This is a genomic window from Rathayibacter sp. AY1C9, from assembly GCF_002932315.1.
Lineage (GTDB): Bacteria > Actinomycetota > Actinomycetes > Actinomycetales > Microbacteriaceae > Rathayibacter.
Genome location: NZ_PSVZ01000015.1, coordinates 64,732 through 83,789, shown reverse-complemented (window position 1 = coordinate 83,789; position 19,058 = coordinate 64,732). Strand labels below are relative to the sequence as shown.

Here is a 19,058-nt window from a genome sequence, read left to right as displayed (position 1 = left end):
GCCGATGGTACTGCAGGGGGGACCCTGTGGGAGAGTAGGACACCGCCGGACACCATTCACGATGGCCACCCAGAAATGGGTGGCCATCGCTGTTTAACCACCACCTCGGATCCCCGCTGCTCACTGGAGCGCGGTGCGGGTTAGGGTGGTGCGACGGCTGCGGCCGTCCTCCCCGCCCTCGGGCGGGTCAACTCCACAGAGCATCACCACGACAGGCGAGGAACGCATGGACGACTCAGGATCCGACCGCAACGACCGGGACTCCGGACGTCGTGAAGAGCGGCCGCCTCGCGCCGGCGGCCCCGGCCGCTCCTCGAACGATCGCGGCGGCTCGGGCGATTCCCGCCCCCGCCGCGACGGTGATGCTCGTCCTCCCTATCGTGGCGGTGGCGACTCCCGTCCGCAGCGTGATGGTGACTCGCGTCCTCCGTACCGCGGTGGTGGCGATTCCCGTCCGCAGCGCGACGGAGACTCTCGTCCTCCGTACCGTGGTGGTGGGGACTCTCGTCCGCAGCGTGATGGGGACTCTCGTCCTCCGTACCGTGGCGGTGGGGACTCCCGTCCGCAGCGTGATGGTGACTCCCGTCCTCCGTACCGTGGCGGTGGGGATTCGCGTCCGCAGCGTGATGGGGACTCTCGTCCTCCTTACCGTGGCGGTGGCGATTCGGGTCCGCAGCGCGACGGGGACTCCCGTCCTCCTTACCGTGGCGGTGGGGACTCCCGTCCGCAGCGCGACGGGGACTCCCGTCCTCCTTACCGTGGCGGTGGCGATTCGCGTCCGCAGCGTGATGGGGACTCGCGTCCTCCTTACCGCGGTGGCGGCGACTCTCGTCCGCAGCGTGACAGTGGCTCTCGTCCTCCTTACCGCGGGGGTGGGGATTCCCGTCCTCAGCGGGATGGGGACTCCCGTCCTCCTTACCGTGGAGGTGGGGATTCCCGTCCGCAGCGGGACGGTGACTCGCGTCCTCCCTATCGCGGTGGCGACGCGCGTCCGCAGCGTGACGGTGACTCTCGGCCTCCCTATCGAGGTGGCGACTCGCGTCCCCAGCGTGACGGGGACTCCCGGCCTCCTTACCGTGGAGGTGGGGACCCGCGTCCGCAGCGGGATGGTGACTCCCGTCCTTCCTACCGTGGTGGTGGCGACTCTCGTCCGCAGCGTGACGGGGACTCGCGTCCGCCGTTCCGCGGTGGATCGCGCGATGGGGGAAGCAGGCCGTGGTCGGACGATCGTCGGGGCGGCGGAGACCGCCAGGGCGGCGGACGCGGACGCGAGGGCTTCGGCGGCGGACGCGGCGGCCCCCGCGAGGAGCCGGAGCTCACCGAGGAGGAGCGCGAGCGGCGCTCCCTCCAGTCGGTGCGTCCGCGCCACGACGACCCGGACCTTCCGGACGACGTGCAGGCCAAGGACCTCGACAAGGTCGCCCGCAACGAGCTGCGCACGCTCTCGAAGGACAACGCCGAATGGGTCGCCCGTCACCTGGTGATGGCCGGCCGCCTCCTCGAGGAGGACCCCGAGCTGGCGCACCGCCACGTGCTCTCGGCGGCCCGCCGCGCGGGACGCATCGCCGTTGTCCGCGAGTCGCTGGCCATCTCGGCGTACGCGACGGGCGACTTCGCCCTGGCGCTGCGCGAGCTGCGGACCTTCCGTCGGATCTCCGGCTCGGACGAGCAGGTGCCGCTGATGGTCGACTCCGAGCGCGGCGTGGGCCGGCCCGACAAGGCGCTCGAGCTGGGTCGGTCGATCGACCGCACCACGCTGAGCCCCGGCGCGCAGGTGTCGCTGGCCATCGCCATGTCCGGCGCCCGCCTCGACCTCGGGCAGGCGGAGCTCGCTCTCATGGAGCTCGAGATCCCGCAGCTGGACCCGGACCGCGCGTTCTCGTACAGCCCGGATCTCTTCGCCGCCTACTCGCTCGTCCTCGAGGAGGTCGGCCGCTCCGAGGAGGCGGCCGAGTGGCAGCGTCGCGCTGACATCGCGGCGCAGGCCGTCTTCGCGGCCGAGGGCGGCGGTGACGACGAGACGATCGAGGTGATCGAGGAGGAGCACGAGGCGGCTGGCGCCGCGTCCGCTCCCGATCGCACCGAGGAAGGGACCGCGGTCGACGACGCGGACGACTACCTGGACGACGAGGACGAGGACGACCCGACCGCCGTCGACGACGCGGACAAGGACGACGCCCGGCGGACCGTCTCCGAGGAGATCGCCGACGGTGACGACGCGGACGCGGACGACGCCGATGCGACCGCTGGCGCCGAGGCCGACCTCGTCGACACGGACGAGCCGACCTTCGCGGACGAGTCCCTCGAGTCCGACGATCTCGCCGAGACGGACCCGGATGAGGCTCTCGACTCGGCGGAGCCGACCGCCGACGATTCGGTCGAGCCCGCCGACGCCGCTGAGACGGCCGGTTCCCCGGACGCCCGCGAGACCGACGAGTCCGCCGAGCCCGCGGACAGCGGCGAGCCCATCGACTCCGACGAGCCGACCGACACAGAGGAGCCGACCGACTCCGACGGGCCGACCGACTCCGCGGACACCGACGAGCCCGCCGACACCACCGAGCCCGCCGAGCCCACCGAGCCCGCCCACGTCGACGAGTCCGTCGCTACCGACGAGCCCGTCACGACGACCCGCCCCACCACGCCCGCCGACACCACCGAGGAGGACGCCGATGTTCCGCAGCAGCAGGACTGAGCCCATCCCGCTCGACGGCCGCGACTCCGTCCTGGCCGACCTCGACGGGGTCGTCTACAAGGGTGCCGACGCGATCCCCTTCGCGGTGGAGAGCCTCAACCGAGCGGCCGAGACGCTGCGGGTCGGCTACATCACCAACAACGCCTCGCGCACGGACGCCTCCGTCGCCGGGCACCTCTCCGAGCTGGGGCTGAGCGTCCGGCCCGGGGACGTCGTCACCTCCCCGCAGGCGGCGGTCGTGCTGCTCGCCGACCTGGTCCCGGCCGGCTCGACGATCCTCGTCGTCGGGGCGGAGGGCCTCACCTCCGAGGTCGAGCGCGCCGGGTTCACCGTGACGCGCAGCGCGGAGGACTCGCCGGCGGCGGTCATCCAGGGCTTCGCGCCCACGGTCGGCTGGGAGCAGCTGGCCGAGGCCTCGTTCGCGCTCCACACGGGGATCCCGTGGGTCGCGACGAACACCGACTGGACGATCCCCGTCGCGCGCGGCATCGCCCCGGGCAACGGGACCCTCGTCTCGGCCGTGCACACCGCGGTCGGCCGACTCCCGGTCGTCGCGGGCAAGCCCGAGCGGGCCATCTTCGACGCGGCGACCGCGCGCTTCGGCTCGACGAACCCGCTGTTCCTCGGCGACCGGCTCGACACCGACATCGCCGGCGCGAACGGCGCCGACATGGAGAGCGCCCATGTGCTCACCGGGATCGACCGGGCCAAGCAGCTCCTCGCCGCGGAGCCCAAGCTCCGGCCGACGTACATCCTCGGCGACCTGCGCGAGCTGCACCTGCCCTACCCGGCGACGACGGTCTCGCGGAACGGCACGCACGCCGTCCGCGGCGCCAAGGTCCGCCTCGACGGCGATTCCGTGGTGATCGTGGACGCCGGCGACGACGCGACCGATCTGCTCCGGGCCGCCTGCTCGGTGATCTGGTCGTCCGGCCGCGCGATCTACGGCCTCGACGTGCCGGAGTCGCTCTACAGCTGAGCCTGCTCGGCGGGCTCCCGGCGTCCCTCGCGGCGCAGGAGCCCGTCGAGCCGGCCGGCCAGACCGACCGCGACGATCGCGATCAGCGCGGCGTACGAGAAGGTCGCGGCGAAGACCCCGGTCCCGGCCCCGATCAGGCCGGTGACCGCCGCCGCGAGGAGGCCCGTCAGCGCGAGGGAGACCGAGGCGCCGGTCGAGTCGGCGATCTGCAGGGCCGAGCTGTTGAAGCCCTCCCGGCCCGGAGCGGAGAGCGCGAGCGTCATCGTCCCCATCCGCGGGAACATCGTGCCCATGCCGCCGCCGGCCAGGAACCAGCCCACGCCCGCGACGATCGGGCTGAGGGCGAGCACGGTGACGAGCAGCACGACTCCGATGCCGGCGAGCACGAGCGACGTGCCGAGCCGCATCGCTCCGCCGTGGCTGAGGCGGGTACCCGGGCGTCCCTGGATGTTCGAGCCGAGAGCCCAGGAGACGGCGCCCGCGGTGAGCATGGCGCCCGAGAGCCAGGGCGGCAGGCCGTACTGCTCCGAGAGCAGCAGCGGCAGGTAGACCTCGGTGCCGAAGAACGCGGCGGCGACGAGGGCGCGGAGGAGGATCACCGACGGCAGGACGCCCCGGGCGCGCAGCGTGCCGGCGGGCAGGAGCGCGCGAACCGCCACGACCACGACCACCACAGCGGCCGCGGCCAGGAGCCCGGCGAGGTCGGGCGCGAGCTCGGCGCTCGTGCTCAGCACGACGACTCCGGCCGAGACGACCACGGCGCGGGCGATGCGGCCCACGGCCCGGCGGTCGAAGGGGAGGCGCTCGCGCGGCTCGAGCGAGCGGAGCGTCGGCGCGATCGCAGCGCTCGCGAGGGCCACCAGGGCGACGACTCCGAAGAAGACCCAGTGCCAGCTCGCGAGCTCGGCGACGACTCCGGCCACCAGCGGCCCCACCAGCGACGGCACGACCCAGGCCGCGGCGAAGGCGCCGAAGATCCTCGGATGCAGCTCGCTCGGGTAGACCCGCGCGACGAGCACGTAGAGGGTGACGGTGATCCCTCCGCTGCCCAGCCCCTGCAGCAGGCGGGCCGCCACGAAGACCGGCATCGACTGCGCGGCACCCGCGGCGACGAGACCCAGGGTGAAGAGCAGGATCGCGACCACGAGCGACGGCGTCGGGCCGCGGCGGTCGGCCGAGGAGCCGGCCGCGACCATCCCGACCACGGCGGCGGCGAGCGTCGCCGCGAAGGCCAGGGGGTAGAGGGCGCGGCCGTCGAGGTCGGCGCTGACGATCGGCATGATCGTCGTCACGGCGAGCGACTCGAACGCGCAGAGGAAGACGAGGCTCGTCGTTCCGATGGTCGTCAGGAGGAGGGGAGCCGAGGTGACGCCGCGGCGATCACGAGAACGCACCTGCTCAACAGTACGCCGAGCGCAGAGCCGGTCAGCGGTAGACGGCCCAGTCGTCCTTCGCGAGCACCGTCGGGGTGCCCTCGATCTCGACCAGCCAGCCGCGGTCGTCGCGCTCGAGGTAGCGCCCCTGCACGATCTCGGGGGCCCAGCCGCCGTCGCGGGACGAGATCCAGCGGACGAAGCGGACGGTGCCTCCGCGCCGGAACAGTGTGCCGTTGTGGTCGCTCATGCGGGGATCTTCTTCACGGAGAGGTCGTCGGGCGACGAGGTTTCGGGGAGGAGGTGGAGGCCGAGCCGGCCGTTCGAGGCGTTCGAGAGCTCGCGCAGCCAGTGCGGGTTCAGCTCGATCGCGGCGGTGCCGTCGTACTCGTAGCGGGTGGGGATGCCGGGGTGGAGCCACAGTTCGGACCGGCGGCCCTCGGCGTCCTCGATCGTCAGGAGGAAGCCCTCGCCGCGGCGGAACCGCGAGGTGATCACGGTCTGGAGGTGGGCCAGGGCGCGGTCCTCGAAGGAGTGCGAGCTGGCGGGTGCGCCGTAGAGCAGTCGTCCCATCGCGCGCACCTCCTCACCGTCGGCGGCGCACGGAAGGCGTGCCGCACCGTCGACACTAGGTATTGCTAAGTCGGTTGACTAACAGTCTCGGCGCCGACTGCGCTTTCGGGACACACGCCGTCCGATCGCCGGAGAAGTGGTTCGATGGGGGCAGCGAGTTCCCGTCCGGGGCGCCTGCCGCTCGGAAGGTGCACCTCGATGGACGCTCGGCCAGACCTGTTCGCTCTGCTCGCGCGATTGCGCACGGCGGAGCGCGACTACGACGGCCGCGTGGAGCGCCGCCTGGGCATAGGCGCCACGGATCTCGCGGCCCTGCGGCTGATCGGGGTCGGGGAGCGGCGCGACGAGATCGTCCGCGCCGTCGACCTGTCCGCGGCCCTGTCGATCACGACGGCGGCCGTCTCCCTCCTCGTCGACCGCCTCGCCCGCGCCGGCTACGTGAACCGCACTCCCGACCCGTCCGACGGCCGCGGCCGCATCCTCTGCCTGACGGAGCGCGCGCAGAAGGCCATCGTCGGCACCGACGACCCGACCTACGAGCAGATCCGCGCGATGGTCGCGAAGGTGCCCGAATCGGAGGCCGCGACCGTCGCGGTGCTGCTCGACGGCCTCAGCCGCATCCTCGAGGGGCAGCCGCCGCCCGAGCTCGTCGACTGATCAGCTCTGCAGGGTGGCGCTCGGCGACTCGCCGAACCGCTCCGCGTAGGCCGCGCTGAAGCGGCCCGCGTTCCCGAAGCCCCAGTGCCGGGCGACGGCGGCGACCGTCGTCCCGAGGGGCGGACTCACGGCGAGCTCCTCCCGGGCGCGGTCGAGCCGCACCAGGCGCAGGTAGGCGATCGGGCGCATCCCGAGCACCCGCTGGAACGCGGACTGCAGGCCCCGGACGGTCAGGCCCGACGCCGCCGCCATCTCGGCGGGGCCGATCGGCTCGCTGCAGTGGGCGTGCACGTACTCGACGGCCGTGCGGATCCGTGCGTTCCGGGGGGCGAGGAGCTCGGGCGGGACCGGAGCGGACTCCGGAGGGTAGAGGTCGAGCAGCGCGGAGGCCGTGGCACGGGTGAGCTCGTCCCAGAGCAGCTGCTCGACGCGCTCGCTGCGCAGCGCGCGGGCGGAGTCGGCGACGGCCGTGCGCCACCGGCGGATCGCCGCGGCGTCGGGGCGGTGCTCGGAGTCGAAGACGAGGGAGCCGACGAGGCCGCGCTCGGCGGCGACCCGGTCGACCACTCCCCGGTCGAGGTGCACCAGGCGCTGGTCGAAGTCGACGTAGTCGAAGGCGAACGGCCGGCCGACGGGGAAGAGGACGGGACGGTTCTCCTCCATCGCGATCGACGCGCGGCCGACGTCGATCCGGCCGGAGCCGCCCACGATCCACTGCACGACGACGTCGTCCGAGTCGCCCACGCCGCCCGCGAGGCGCCCGGACATCCGCGAGGTGCGGAGGGTCATCCCGCCGTCGCCGATGGCCGCGTAGCGGTAGCTGAAGTCGGCCGCGGTGGTGGCGGCGCGCCACTCGTCGCCGTTGTAGAGCCGCGCGAGGCTGTGCCGCGCCTCGTCCGGATCCTCGCCGCGGGCCTCCAGCCGGACGCGAGGGTGGTGATCGTCCACAGGTCGTTCCGGTGCCTCAGCGCGTGAGGCGCTCGATGAGCTCGCGGTAGCGCGCGGCCGTGCGCTCGACGATCTCGGACGGGAGGGTCGGCGGGAGGCCCTGGCCGTCCCAGTTGTCGGAGAGCCAGTCGCGCACGATCTGCTTGTCGAACGAGAGGCCGCGGATGCCGGCGTCGTAGTCGTCGGCGTCCCAGTAGCGGGAGGAGTCGCTCGTGAGGACCTCATCGCCGAGGGTGACGACTCCGGTCCCGCGGTCGACCCCGAACTCGAACTTCGTGTCGGCCAGCAGCACGCCGCGGGCCAGGGCGATGGTGGACGCCTCGCGGAAGACGGCGAGCGAGAGGGTGCGCAGCGCCTCCGCGGCCTCCTCCCCGACGATCTCGACCGTGCGCTCGAAGGTGATGTTCTCGTCGTGCTCGCCCTGCGGGGCCTTCCACGCGGGGGTGTAGATCGGCTCGGGGAGCGCGTCGCCGTCGTGGAGGCCCTCGGGGAGCGGGACGCCGCAGACGGAGCCCGTCTCCCGGTACTCCTTCCAGCCGCTGCCGGAGAGGTAGCCGCGCACGACGCACTCGATCGGGAACATGTCGAGCGTCTTCACCAGCATCGACCGGCCGCGGACCGCCTCGGGGATGTCGCCGGGGATCAGGTGGTTGGGGACGTCGGAGAGCTGCGCGAACCACCAGAGGGAGAGCGTGGTCAGCAGCTCGCCCTTGCCGGGGATCCCGGGCTCGAGGACCGCGTCGTACGCGCTGACCCGGTCGCTGGCGACGACGAGCATGCGGTCGGCGCCGAGCACGGGGTCGGCGTCGTCGGGGGTGTAGAGGTCGCGCACCTTGCCGGAGTAGGCGTGCTGCCAGCCGGGCAGCGGCGCCGTGGTGTCGAAGGACAGGGAGTCGTCGCGGGTCACCGCACCATTCTCCCCGATCCGGGGGGCTCCGCGGCTCCTGAAGACCTCCTGTGTCCTGGCGGATCGGGGCTGTCAAGCACGCGCGGCCGCCGATCCCGCGCGCCTAGCGTCGAGACATGACTTCGCAGAACGACCAGACTCCGCAGAACGACCAGTACACGTTCCAAGACCCGACCGCGATGTTCGCCGACATCGACACGGAGGCCCAGTACCAGGAGGGCTCCGGCCTCGACTCGAAGATGGACGATCCCGCCGACCGCGGCGAGTCGACCTACCGCGGCTCCGGCCGCCTGACCGGACGCAAGGCGCTCGTCACCGGAGGCGACTCGGGCATCGGCGCGGCCGTCGCCATCGCCTACGCCCGCGAGGGCGCCGACGTCGCGATCGTCTACCTCCCCGAGGAGGAGTCGGACGCGAAGAAGGTCGTCGCGCTGATCGAGGAGGCCGGCCGCACCGCCGTCGCCATCCCCGGCGACATCACCGACCACGACTTCGCGGTGGGCGCCGTCGCGAAGGCCGTCGAGGGCCTGGGCGGACTCGACATCCTCGTCAACAACGCGGGCAAGCAGCAGCACGTCGAGGACTTCCTCGAGCTCTCGGACGAGCAGTTCGACGAGACCTTCAAGACCAACGTCTACGCGATGTTCTGGATGACGAAGGCGGCCGTGCCGCACCTCGCCCCGGGCTCCGCGATCATCAGCACCTCGTCGATCCAGGCCTACCAGCCGTCGCCGATGCTGGTCGACTACGCCAGCACGAAGGCCACGATCAACACGTTCTCGAAGGCGCTCGCGCAGCAGCTCGCGCCCAAGGGGATCCGCGTGAACGTCGTCGCCCCGGGCCCGATCTGGACGCCGCTGCAGACCGCGGGCGGCCAGCCGTCCGACAAGCTGCCCGAGGTCGGCTCGCAGACGCCGCTCGGACGCTGGGGTCAGCCGGCCGAGCTCGCTCCCGCCTATGTGTTCCTCGCCTCCCCGGAGTCGAGTTACGTCGTCGGCGAGACGCTGCACGTCAACGGCGGCATGCCCACGCCGTAACACTCGGCGCTCACGGCGGGCCCGGTCGCGGAGCGGAGGAACCTCTTCCGCGCCGTGGCGGGGCCCGCCGTTTTGGTTGTCGTAACAATCGACTGCTGTGCAGGTTCGTGCGCGAGAGTCGGTGCATGACCGATTCCCTGCCGATCCTCGACCTGTCCCGCCTCGACCGGGGGGAGGCGGAGGCCGCCGCCTTCCGCCGCGACCTCCGGGAGACCACGCACGACGTGGGCTTCTTCTACCTCGTCGGCCACGGCGTGCCCCAGGACCTCCTCGACGACGTCGTCGCCGTCTCCCGCCGCTTCTTCGACCTGCCGGAGGAGGAGAAGCTCGCGATCGAGAACACCCTCAGCCCGCAGTTCCGCGGCTACACCCGCTTCGGCGCCGAGCTCACCAACGGCGACGTCGACTACCGCGAGCAGGTCGACATCGGCATAGACCGACCGGCCGTTCCCGCCGGGCCCGGCGTCGCCGACTACGAGCGCCTCGAGGGGCCGAACCTCTGGCCCGAGGCGCTGCCGGAGTTCCGCGAGGTCTTCGAGCGCTGGCACGCGGAGCTCGCCGCGGTCGCGATCCGGCTGCTGCGCACCTGGGCCGTCGCGCTCGACGCCCCGGAGGACGTGTTCGACGAGGCGTTCGCCGAGCGGCCGTTCTCGCTGGTGAAGGTCGTCCGCTACCCGGGCACCTCCGACCCGGAGCCCAAGCAGGGCGTGGGCGCGCACCGCGACGGCGGCGTGCTGACGCTGCTGCTGGTCGAGCCCGGCAAGGGCGGCCTGCAGGTCGAGCACGACGGCTCGTGGATCGAGGCACCCGCGATGGAGGGCGCGTTCGTCGTCAACATCGGCGAGATGCTGGAGCTCGCCACGGGCGGCTACCTCAAGGCCACGCTGCACCGCGTGATCTCGCCGCTGATCGGAACGGACCGGATCTCGATCCCGTTCTTCTTCAATCCCGCGCTCTCGGCCACCATGCCCTCGCTCCCGCTGCCCGAGGAGCTCAAGTCCGGCCTCTCGGTCGACCCGACGAACGCGCCGATCCTCGAGACCTACGGCGAGAACGCGCTGCGCTACCGGCTCCGGGCCCACCCGAACGTGGCGGCCGCCCACCACGCGGACCTGCTCGCTCCCACAGTCTGACCCGGGAACGACGAAGGGCCCCCTCCCGCGCGAGCGCAGGAGGGGGCCCTTCGTCGTCAGTGCGTCAGCAGCGCGCAGCGGCCACGGGGACCGTCGCGGTGAACGCGGGCTGGCCGGTCGCCGATCCGGTCACCGTCACCGTGCCGGCCGGCATAGAGGCCAGGCGGGTGGTGAAGGCGGCGGAGGCGGACGAGCCGGGAGCGACCGCGGTGAACGACTTCGAGCCGTAGGCCGAGGTGATCGTGACGTCCGCGGCAGCGGTATCGGTGTTCTTCACGGTCGCGGTGAGCACGATCTTGCCGGCGACGCAGCGCGTGGCGACGGCGGGGACGAGCTCGAGGGTGTCCAGCGGGACGGCGGCCGAGACCGACGTGCGCACCAGCTTGTCCGCGTACCCGGTGTAGGAGGCCGTGACGCCGGTCACATCCGCCGGGACCGAGACGCTCGCCGAGCCGCCGGAGAGCGGGACGGTCGAGGTCCACGAGCCGCCGGTGAAGGTGACCGAGCCGACGACATCGCCCTTGTCGGCCGCCGCGACCGTCGCCGTGACCGTGCGGCCGTCGGCGGTGAGGATCGTGGTGGAGTCGACGGCGGTGACGCCGGTCCAGTTCTTCATGGCGGTGAGGACCGTCTGCGGGACGCTCACGAACGCACCGTGCCGCGGGCTGGCCGGGAGGCCGGCGCGGCTCTTGGGCGAGACGTTCCAGTCGGCCGACTGCGAGAGGCGGTTCGTCTGCGAGCTGCCGGCGATGGCCGCTCCGGAGGTGATGAAGGCCTTGTAGCCGCCGTCGCCGTAGTTGTCGACGAGGAACGCGTAGCCGTCGCCCGCGCCGGTGGTGTCGTTCGGGTCGCCCGCGTTCAGCTTGATGATCTCGGGTCCCTCACCGGCCTGGCCGGTCTCGAGCGAGGTCATCCGGGTGTCGGTGAGCTGCCAGGTGGTGTTCGGGTCGGCACTCCAGTTCGAGGAGGTCGTCCCGGCGGTCAGGACCTTCGACTTCTCGAGGAAGATGTCCTTCCCGGCCTCGAGGGTGCCGGCGGCGCCGCCCTCCTCGTTCTTGGTGAAGCGGTAGTAGTAGTCGCCGATCTTCGTGATCGTCGAGTCGATCCGCGCGTAGCCGGTGTCCTGCCAGGTGGCGGGAGGAGCGGTGAAGGTGCGGAAGTCGCGGGTGATCACGGAGAAGACGCGGGAGTAGAGCTTGTCGTTGTTGGTCTTCGTCGCGTCGGAGTAGAGGCGCGAGGAGAAGAACACGACGTAGGACTGCAGGGCGTCGTCCCAGTACGCCTCGGGCGCCCAGGTCATTCCGGCGGCCGGCTGGTTCACCGTGATGCCGGTGTCGGCGCCGTTGGTGCGGGTCCACTGCACCAGGTCGGTCGACTCCCAGACCTCGATCTTCAGGCTGCCCTTGGACTGGGCGTCGCCCCAGCCGGTGCCGCAGGAGATGCAGAGGTCGGTGGCGACCATGTAGTACTTGTCGCCGTTGTGCGAGCGGAGGATGAACGGGTCGCGCAGGCCCTTCGTGTCGGTCGTCGAGGTGATGACCGCCTTCCCGCCGTTGACCGGCGAGAAGGTGAAGAAGTCGTTGCCCGAGGTCGCGGCCTGGTAGATCTTCTCGTCGCCGTCCGACTTGAAGTACGCCGAGGCGTAGCCCGCGTCGGGAGCGGTGCGGCCGAGCTCGGCGACCGTCAGCGTGAAGGCGCGCGTCTCGGCGACGCCGTTGAGGGTGGCCGTCGCGGTGAGGGTGACGGTCCTGTCTCCGGAGCCGTAGGCCGGCCGGGTGACGACGCCGCCGCCGCGGTAGGGGTCGGCCGCGCCGACCGCCGGAGCCGCGTAGGAGGTGTTCGTCGGAGTGACGAGGGCCGGGTCCGAGGAGGTCCAGGTGATGTCGGTGCCGTTACGGGCGCCCTTCACTGCGAGGGGGAGGTTCTCGGTGGTGCGCGCGGCGAGCTTCAGCGCGTCGAGGTCGTCGTTGATGCTCGGGGCGAGCACGACCACCTCGAAGGCGATCGTCGCGCCCTGGGCGGTGGTCGCCGTCAGGGTGACCGGGGTGTTCTGCGCGATCGAGCGCGAGACGACGCCGGTGGCCGAGACGACCGCGCTGTTCGAGGAGGTCCAGGTGAGCGGGACGCCGCTGCTGGAGGCGGGTAGCGTCAGGTTCGAGGAGACCTGGGTCAGCGACGGGTTGCCGGCCAGCAGGACGGGCTGGATGTCCGAGCGCAGCAGGGCGGAGGTCGCGGACGCCTTCGCCGTGGCGGTCGGCATGCTCGAGGCGACCTGCTCGGCGGTGAGGGAGGTGTCCCAGAACTTCACGTCGGTGACGTCGGCGGTCACGAGCGCGTCGCCGGAGTAGAGCGAGCGGCCGAGGTAGCCGAGAGTGGACCCGGTCGGCACGATGCTCGCCATCGACTTCGTGGTGTTCGCCGTCGAGATCTGCGTGCCGTCGCGGTAGAGGGTCAGCACGGTGCTCGACCCCGTGCCGGTGCCGACGAGCGTGAGGGTCGTGAACCCGGGGTTCAGCGTGCCGCCGAACGGCATGCGGGTCTCGCCGTTGTTGGTGGGCTCCTTGACGCGGATGCCCGCGAGGACCTGTCCGCTGGGCGAGCCGTCGGGGTTGCGCGGGTTCACGAAGACGTGGTTGCCGAGCTGCGTGGTGTTCCACGGGCCGACGCCGTCGCCGATGACCCAGCCGAACTGGTTGGCGGTGGTCTGCGTCTTCACCGTGTACTCGACGGCGAAGGCGTTGTCGGCTCCGGTGACCAGGCCCTGAGGGAGGCTCGCGTAGCCGTCGTTCTTGAACCGGGCGACCTGGTCGCCGCCGGCGTTCGCGAAGGACGCGTCGGTGAGGCCGGTCAGGGTGGCGTTGCGTCCGTTGCCCGAGATGTCGAGCAGGGCCGAGCCGGCGTGCGACATGTCGTAGTGCGCGGTGGGCGCCGGGACGTCGACGGCCTGCGCCGAGACGGGGACGAGAGCGCCGGTGAGGGCGACGCTCGTGCAGGCGAGAGCGGAGAGGAAGAGGGATCGCACGCGGCGCCGAGGCGCGGCGGCAGGGGGCTCCGGGGAGCGTCGTCTCATCGTCGAGACCTTTCCTTCAGGGGAGGGATGCGTCGAGCCGAGGGGACCGACGCGTGTGTTCACGTTAACGTGTGAGCCGCCTCAGAGCCATGGGGGAATTGCTCCGGCGTCGGGAGCGAACCATGCGCCAGGGGCACGCCTCGGCGCAAGACCTGCACCCCCGAGCGCCCAGGGCGTAGCGTGAGCCCACCGCATCCTGGCCCCCGGTGACGGAACCATGCCCATCCGCCTGCCCTGCGAGGACTTGACCATGACGACGCTCTTCCACACCGGTGGCTCCCTCTCCCTCGACGACGCGACCGCCGACGCCGTCGTCCGCTACTCGCTCGCGCTCGCGCAGCGGCACCGGATGAGCACGGTCAGCGTCGCCGACGACTCGGCCCCCTCCTCCGTCGTGACGCTCACCGTCGGGCTCGGCGTCCCCCTGGTGGTCGCAGGGGCCGGTAGCGCAGCGGCGGAGTCGAGCACCGAGATCCTCGAGCGCCTCGACGCGCTCGACAGTGCGGGCGGACCGGTGCCCGCCTCGGACGTCGACCCCCGCGCGACGTGGGAGCTCGAGAACGAGTACTGAGCTCTGAGCCGCGGCGCCGCCGGCGCGGATCCGCCCCGCTCCTGCTCCGCGCGCGCGGAGCGTCAGCGCCGGTAGTCGCGGATGATCTCCTGGGCGAGCGTCGTGATCGGGGTCGACGTCGCTCGCGCGCGGACCCGCAGCACCTCGAAGGCCTGCTCGACCGTGGTGCGGTGGGCGTAGGCGAGGATCCCCTTCGCCTGCTCGATCAGCACCCGGCTGTCGAGGGCGTGCTGCAGCTGCTCCTGAGTGACCGTGCTCTGCTGGAGCGCGCGCTGGTGCAGGATCCCGATCGTCGCGACGTCGGCGAACGCCTGCACGACCGCGATGTCGTCCGGATCGAGCCGCCCCGGCCGGGCCTGGAAGAGGTTGAGGGAGCCGATCGTCGTCCCCGCCGAGCGCATCGGCACGCAGTGCGCCGAGAGCACGTCGAGCTCGACCGCCAGCGTCCGGAACTCCGCCCACTCCTCGCCCACGGCGCGGGCGTCCTCGACGATCACCGGCCGCCCGGTCTCGAAGCACTGGATGCACGGGCCCGACCCGCTGTCGAGCTGGAGCAGCTCGATCAGCCGGGTGTCCTCGTCCGTGGAGGCGAGCACCTCGAGGGAGCCGGAGGAGTCGGCGAGGACGAGCCCCGCCGAGACGGCGTCGAAGAGGGTCGCGCTGCTCTCCACGAGGGTCTGCGTGAAGTCGACGACGTCGTAGTCGTCGACCAGCGTGTCGGAGAGGGCGACGAACGTCTGGATGACGCTGCGCTCGCGGGAGTTCGTCACCATGTGTCGTCCTGGGCGGTGAGAGGGCGGTCGGGGAACCCGTCGTGCCGGGCCACGATGCCGGAGGCGACATCGACGACGGAGCGCTGCTGGGCGAAGGCGTGGGCGCGCAACAGCAGCTGCGCCTCCTCGGCCGTGCTGCCGTAGCGCGCGATGATCATGCCGGTCGCCTGGTGCACCACGCGTCGCGAGCGCGGATTCGTGCTCTCCTCGACCTCGTTGTCGCGCAGCACCGCGGCCAGCACCAGCAGCGCCGTCGCGGTGGTCGAGGCACTGATCCGGCCGAGGAGGGAGTCGCTGAGCGACGTGGGGCGGCGGGAGTAGAGGTCGACCGCGCCGATCGAGAGCCCCGCGATCGAGAGCGGGAAGGCGAAGACCGCGCGCACCGCCGTGGGGCCGATCGCCTCGGTGAAGAGCGGCCAGCGCTCCTCCGCGCCGGTGTCCGGCACCGAGACGGGGCCGGCAGCGCGGATCGCCTCCCAGCACGGGCCCTCGCCGAGGTCGATCTGGATCTCGTCCAGCCGGCTCGCGGTGCTGTCGCTCGCGGCGACGGTCTCGCCGCCGAAGGGGCTGCCGAGCGTGGAGATCGCGACGCCGTCGATCGGGTACCCGCGCAGATACGGGTCGCAGAGAGCGTCGGAGTCGTTCACCGCCCCCATTTTAGCCGTCGGCTCCGCTCGGCGCGACGCTCCGCCGGACCGGCGGGGACGACGACGCGGTGACGCGCCGGAGCCCGCCTGGCTGCGCTGCCCGGGCGCACGAGGCGACGGCCCGTGAAGCGGCTCGTCGGGCGCGGACGGTGCATGGTGCGGGGCGACGGGAGCCGGAGGACGGCGGCCTGCACGGCGACGGAGCGGCTCAGGCCGGGGTCGATCGAGCCGGGACGCTCGAGGGCGGCGATGAGGTCGTCGAGAACGGCGAAGGCGGGATCTGTCATCACGGCTCCTGGCCGGGTGTCCGCGTCCGTTGTTCTGCGCGCCGGGGCGCGGGCGGTGTCGATCGGGTGTCGCCGTGCGGGGTCCGCGCACGACGTCGACGAGGTCCTGCCCGACGGTACGGGGCGCGGATCGACCGGACGACGTGGTTGACCTCCCCGAGGTCCGCCGCTACTCGTGCTCTGCGTTGAGCTCGTCGAAGTCGTTCGTGATGATCGACAGCGGGGTGTACGGCGTGATGAGGAGGAGCGCCGGGTTCGCGCGTCCCTCGCCGTAGTTGACGGTCAGCCACTGCGGGGTCGGGGAGGCGAGGGCGGCCTCGACCTCGGCGCGGAACTCCTCGAGGCTCCTGTTGTTGACCGTGTAGGCGGTGCCGTTGTAGATCAGGTCGATGCGCTTCACAGCTGGTCGCCCTTCGCCGGAGGACGCACCGGTTCGGCGGGCTCCGAGATCACGTACAGCCCGCCCGCGGAGTTCGCGAGGTCGGTGAGCGCGGAGATCCAGGCGGGGTTGATGCGGGGCATCCGGCCGCCGAAGTACTTGTAGCGGAGCGCGTGGGAGGGGTGGATCCAGATCGCGCTGCGGCCGTCGCCCATGCTGTGGTCGTCGCGCCAGCTGAGCAGGAACGACTCGTTGCGGCGCAGCTTCGCGGTGATGACGATCTGCAGGTGCGCGAGCACGCGGTCCTCGAAGTCGATCTCGACGGTCCCGTCGTAGTGCAGCTTCCCCATCGGCGTCTCCAGCCCCTGATCTCCGGCAGGCAGACGCCCGCCGTTGCCTCCACCCTTCCGCAGACCGGACGGATCCGACAACCCGGGTCTGCCATTCTCTGCTCGATCTGTCCAGGTCTTCCGTCAGCGGCGGTCCTCTGTCAACCTCCTCCCTCCACGCAGCCGGCGTTGCCGAGCATGGGCGGCATGAAGCACATCCTCTTCGCCGACAAGACGATCCTGGTGGGGGACGAGGCGGCCGACGCACTCGTCGAATACGCCGTCGCCCTCGCCTCGAAGGGCGCGGCCGACACCGTCGAGTACACGGGGATCGGCGCCGACGGCGGGACGGTCGACGCCACCTTCCTCGTGAACGCCGCGGCCGCCCTCATCGTCGAGACCACGCCGAGCGACCTGCCCGAACCGGACAACGCGGCGGAGGTGGCACGGCTGCGCGCGCGGATCGACGCGCTCACCGGCGAGCATCCCGTGCAACCCGGCGACGGCGAGCTGGCCAGTGGTGCCGACTACGAGGACTCCTACGAGCAGTGAGTGGTTCCCCGTGGTGCGCGTCCGGGCGCGACCGGCGTCCGTTACCACTGCGAGGCTCCGCAGTGAACCCCCTGATCGGCTGAGGGGAGGCGGACGTACCGTGGCCCTGAGGGTCACCGACGACACGATCACCGGGCGACCGCTACGGGCACGGCCGCGGGTCGGCCGGGGAGGACGGGCACGATGACCGGAGACCATCCCTTCTGGGTGCGCCTCGCGCGCAAGGAGCCGCAGTGCGCCATCGTGCGCGGCCGGGTCTTCGAGATCGGCGCCCCCGACGAGCGGGACGGCGCCTTCCTCCTCACGGTCTGGGAGAAGGGGCGGCCCGTCGGGCACGTCCTGAACGTGGATCCGCTCGCCTACAAGCCGTGCGGACCCGGGCACCCGGTCGAGCCGCAGCGGGTCGACGGGGTCGAGGAGCTGCTCGAGCTCCTAGTGCCCCAGCGCACCCGGCTCGCGGCGCACGGCTGACGCCGCTCCCGTCCGCGGGGGCCGCCCGAGTCCTGTGCACCGGGAGCGGGGCGAGCGCTGAGCACCCGCTGACGGACGCCCGGGACGGGGGAGTCGTGCGGCCGGGCGGCGGCTGGCATCCTGACCTCGGTGCGACGAGCGCGCCCGCGAGGGGGAGCCCGATGAGCACCACCGAGGACGTCGACGACGGGACCGCTGAGTTCGGGTACCGCCCCTCCCTCACCCGCGGCATTGGCCGCTTCGGCAGCTTCGCCGCGGGCGTGAGCTACATCTCGATCCTGACCGGCACGTTCCAGCTCTTCTCCTTCGGCTTCGCGCTCGGCGGTCCCGCCTACTGGTGGTCCTGGCCGATCGTGTTCACCGGGCAGCTCATGGTCGCGCTGTGCTTCGCCGAGCTCGCCGCCCGCTACCCGGTCGCCGGCTCCGTCTACAACTGGAGCAAGCGCCTCGCCGGGCCGACGGTGAGCTGGCTGGCGGGCTGGCTGATGGCCACCGCGTCCGTGGTCACGCTCGCGGCCGTCGTGCTGGCGTACCAGGCGACGCTCCCGCAGATCTGGAGCGGGTTCCAGCTCGGCGGCTCCGCGGGGGTGAGCGCGGTGGTCTGGGGAGCGCTGCTGATCGCGTTCACCACCGCGGTCAACGCGCGCGGCGTGCGGCTGATGGCCCGGATCAACAGCGTCGGCGTGCTGATCGAGCTCGTCGCGGCGGTGCTGCTGGTGGCGGTGCTCGCGGTGAACGTGGTGCATCCGCCGACCGTGCTGCTCGACACCAGCGGCTACGGCGGGAGCACGCCGGGCGGGTACGCCGGCGCGTTCCTCATCGCCGCGATCGCGTCGGCGTACGTGATGTACGGGTTCGACACCGCGGGTTCGCTCGGCGAGGAGACGGTCGACCCGCGCCGGACCGCGCCGACGGCGATCCTGCGGGCGGTGACCGCCTCCTTCGTCCTCGGCGGCCTCATCCTGCTGCTGGGCATCCTCTCGGCGCCCGACCTCGCCGACCCGGCGCTCGGGCAGGCGTCGGGCGGGCTGCAGCGGATCGTGCTGCAGGTGCTCGGCGGCCCCCTCGGATCGGTCCTCCTGCTCTGCGTGGTCGTCGCGATCACGGTGTGCGCGCTGGCGGTGCACACGGCGGCCATCCGACTGATCTTCGCGATGGCCCGCGACAACGCCCTGCCCGGCAGCCGCGTGCTCGCCCGCGTCGACCCGCGGCGCGGGACACCGGTGGCGCCGGCGCTGGTCGTGGGGGTGCTCGCGGTGCTGATCCTGGTCGTGAACATCGGGACGCCGGCGATCTTCACGGCCGTGACGAGCGTGGCGGTCATCCTGATCTACCTCGCCTACCTGCTGGTGACGGTGCCGCTGCTGATCGCCCGGCACCGCGGCCGGTGGCCCGCAGCCGCGCCCGGGCGCTTCTCGCTCGGCCGCGCGGGCCTGCCGGTGAACGTCGTCGCGGTGCTCTGGGGCGCGGCGATGACGGTCGACCTCGCGTGGCCGCGCGTCGAGGTCTACGGGGAGGAGCTGCGCTGGAGCGCGGTCGTCGTGATCGCCGCGGTCGTCGGGATCGGCCTGGCCTGGTTCCTCCTCCGCGGCCGGCACCGCCTCGGCACCCTGCCCGCGCACGCGCTCCCCTCGCCGCCGCCGCAGGGCTGAGTCGCACGAGAAGGCCCGTTCTCGA

20 protein-coding genes are annotated in these 19,058 nt (G+C 72.2%); 9 read left to right on the top strand and 11 right to left on the bottom strand.

Features of this window, described 5'->3' with window-relative positions; genetic code table 11:
• Positions 1–1,354 precede the first annotated feature (1,354 nt).
• Together C5D09_RS17850 and C5D09_RS11370 are read left to right on the top strand one after the other, a co-directional pair.
• On the top strand, positions 1,355–2,695 hold the full coding sequence (locus C5D09_RS17850; protein WP_258066985.1) for a hypothetical protein: 1,341 nt from the start codon (positions 1,355–1,357) through the stop codon (positions 2,693–2,695).
• On the top strand, positions 2,673–3,674 hold the full coding sequence (locus C5D09_RS11370; protein ID WP_104269344.1) for an HAD-IIA family hydrolase: 1,002 nt from the start codon (positions 2,673–2,675) through the stop codon (positions 3,672–3,674). The genes C5D09_RS17850 and C5D09_RS11370 overlap by 23 nt, the downstream gene beginning before the upstream one ends.
• Here the strand turns inward: C5D09_RS11370 and C5D09_RS11365 are convergent.
• Genes C5D09_RS11365 through C5D09_RS11355 form a run of 3 tightly spaced genes read right to left on the bottom strand, consistent with a single transcriptional unit; the run spans position 3,665 to position 5,620 of the window.
• On the bottom strand, positions 3,665–5,068 hold the full coding sequence (locus C5D09_RS11365) for an MFS transporter (protein WP_104269343.1): 1,404 nt from the start codon (positions 5,066–5,068) through the stop codon (positions 3,665–3,667). The genes C5D09_RS11370 and C5D09_RS11365 overlap by 10 nt on opposite strands.
• Before the next feature lie 31 nt (positions 5,069–5,099).
• Complete coding sequence (locus C5D09_RS11360) at positions 5,100–5,297, bottom strand: hypothetical protein (protein WP_068256013.1); 198 nt, start codon at positions 5,295–5,297, stop codon at positions 5,100–5,102.
• On the bottom strand, positions 5,294–5,620 hold the full coding sequence (locus C5D09_RS11355) for a hypothetical protein (protein ID WP_104223794.1): 327 nt from the start codon (positions 5,618–5,620) through the stop codon (positions 5,294–5,296). The genes C5D09_RS11360 and C5D09_RS11355 overlap by 4 nt, the downstream gene beginning before the upstream one ends.
• Positions 5,621–5,818: 198 nt before the next feature.
• Between C5D09_RS11355 and C5D09_RS11350 the strand changes: the two genes are divergently transcribed.
• Positions 5,819–6,277 (top strand): MarR family winged helix-turn-helix transcriptional regulator, encoded by a 459-nt coding sequence (locus tag C5D09_RS11350; protein WP_181027163.1) that lies wholly within the window; start codon positions 5,819–5,821, stop codon positions 6,275–6,277.
• Here C5D09_RS11350 and C5D09_RS17530 read toward each other — a convergent pair whose 3' ends face one another.
• Together C5D09_RS17530 and C5D09_RS11340 are read right to left on the bottom strand one after the other, a co-directional pair.
• The gene (locus tag C5D09_RS17530; protein WP_104267919.1) at positions 6,278–7,225 is read right to left on the bottom strand and encodes a helix-turn-helix domain-containing protein; all 948 of its coding nucleotides are present in this window, start codon (positions 7,223–7,225) and stop codon (positions 6,278–6,280) included.
• A gap of 16 nt (positions 7,226–7,241) precedes the next feature.
• Entirely contained in the window at positions 7,242–8,132 is an 891-nt protein-coding gene (locus C5D09_RS11340; RefSeq protein WP_258066984.1) for a phosphoribosylaminoimidazolesuccinocarboxamide synthase, read from the bottom strand.
• 116 nt (positions 8,133–8,248) lie between these two features.
• Between C5D09_RS11340 and C5D09_RS11335 the strand changes: the two genes are divergently transcribed.
• On the top strand, positions 8,249–9,169 hold the full coding sequence (locus tag C5D09_RS11335; protein WP_104223791.1) for a glucose 1-dehydrogenase: 921 nt from the start codon (positions 8,249–8,251) through the stop codon (positions 9,167–9,169).
• Positions 9,170–9,294: 125 nt separating this feature from the next.
• Positions 9,295–10,302: an isopenicillin N synthase family oxygenase gene (locus tag C5D09_RS11330; RefSeq protein ID WP_104233812.1), complete on the top strand. Its 1,008-nt coding sequence runs from the start codon at positions 9,295–9,297 to the stop codon at positions 10,300–10,302.
• 64 nt (positions 10,303–10,366) lie between these two features.
• Here C5D09_RS11330 and C5D09_RS11325 read toward each other — a convergent pair whose 3' ends face one another.
• Positions 10,367–13,324 (bottom strand): immunoglobulin-like domain-containing protein, encoded by a 2,958-nt coding sequence (locus C5D09_RS11325; protein WP_258066983.1) that lies wholly within the window; start codon positions 13,322–13,324, stop codon positions 10,367–10,369.
• Between the two features lie 298 nt (positions 13,325–13,622).
• Here C5D09_RS11325 and C5D09_RS11320 point away from each other — a divergent pair, with 298 nt between their 5' ends.
• Positions 13,623–13,943: a hypothetical protein gene (locus tag C5D09_RS11320; protein WP_104223789.1), complete on the top strand. Its 321-nt coding sequence runs from the start codon at positions 13,623–13,625 to the stop codon at positions 13,941–13,943.
• Positions 13,944–14,005: 62 nt separating this feature from the next.
• Here C5D09_RS11320 and C5D09_RS11315 read toward each other — a convergent pair whose 3' ends face one another.
• From C5D09_RS11315 to C5D09_RS11300, 5 genes are all read right to left on the bottom strand, one after another.
• The gene (locus C5D09_RS11315; RefSeq protein WP_104260835.1) at positions 14,006–14,716 is read right to left on the bottom strand and encodes a GAF and ANTAR domain-containing protein; all 711 of its coding nucleotides are present in this window, start codon (positions 14,714–14,716) and stop codon (positions 14,006–14,008) included.
• Positions 14,710–15,363: a GAF and ANTAR domain-containing protein gene (locus C5D09_RS11310; RefSeq protein ID WP_146082402.1), complete on the bottom strand. Its 654-nt coding sequence runs from the start codon at positions 15,361–15,363 to the stop codon at positions 14,710–14,712. The genes C5D09_RS11315 and C5D09_RS11310 overlap by 7 nt, the downstream gene beginning before the upstream one ends.
• Complete coding sequence (locus C5D09_RS11305; RefSeq protein ID WP_104269342.1) at positions 15,360–15,650, bottom strand: hypothetical protein; 291 nt, start codon at positions 15,648–15,650, stop codon at positions 15,360–15,362. The genes C5D09_RS11310 and C5D09_RS11305 overlap by 4 nt, the downstream gene beginning before the upstream one ends.
• Positions 15,651–15,819: 169 nt before the next feature.
• Positions 15,820–16,050 (bottom strand): hypothetical protein, encoded by a 231-nt coding sequence (locus tag C5D09_RS17155; RefSeq protein WP_104226801.1) that lies wholly within the window; start codon positions 16,048–16,050, stop codon positions 15,820–15,822.
• Entirely contained in the window at positions 16,047–16,379 is a 333-nt protein-coding gene (locus tag C5D09_RS11300; RefSeq protein WP_104223784.1) for an ATP-dependent DNA ligase, read from the bottom strand. The genes C5D09_RS17155 and C5D09_RS11300 overlap by 4 nt, the downstream gene beginning before the upstream one ends.
• Before the next feature lie 186 nt (positions 16,380–16,565).
• Between C5D09_RS11300 and C5D09_RS11295 the strand changes: the two genes are divergently transcribed.
• The 3 genes from C5D09_RS11295 to C5D09_RS11285 all read left to right on the top strand — a co-directional run bounded on the left by C5D09_RS11295 (position 16,566) and on the right by C5D09_RS11285 (position 19,033).
• Positions 16,566–16,910: a hypothetical protein gene (locus C5D09_RS11295; RefSeq protein WP_146085632.1), complete on the top strand. Its 345-nt coding sequence runs from the start codon at positions 16,566–16,568 to the stop codon at positions 16,908–16,910.
• A gap of 183 nt (positions 16,911–17,093) precedes the next feature.
• The gene (locus C5D09_RS11290) at positions 17,094–17,381 is read left to right on the top strand and encodes a hypothetical protein (protein ID WP_104260838.1); all 288 of its coding nucleotides are present in this window, start codon (positions 17,094–17,096) and stop codon (positions 17,379–17,381) included.
• A gap of 161 nt (positions 17,382–17,542) precedes the next feature.
• Positions 17,543–19,033, top strand: coding sequence for an APC family permease (locus C5D09_RS11285; RefSeq protein ID WP_104250779.1), 1,491 nt, complete (start codon positions 17,543–17,545; stop codon positions 19,031–19,033).
• Positions 19,034–19,058: the final 25 nt, after the last annotated feature.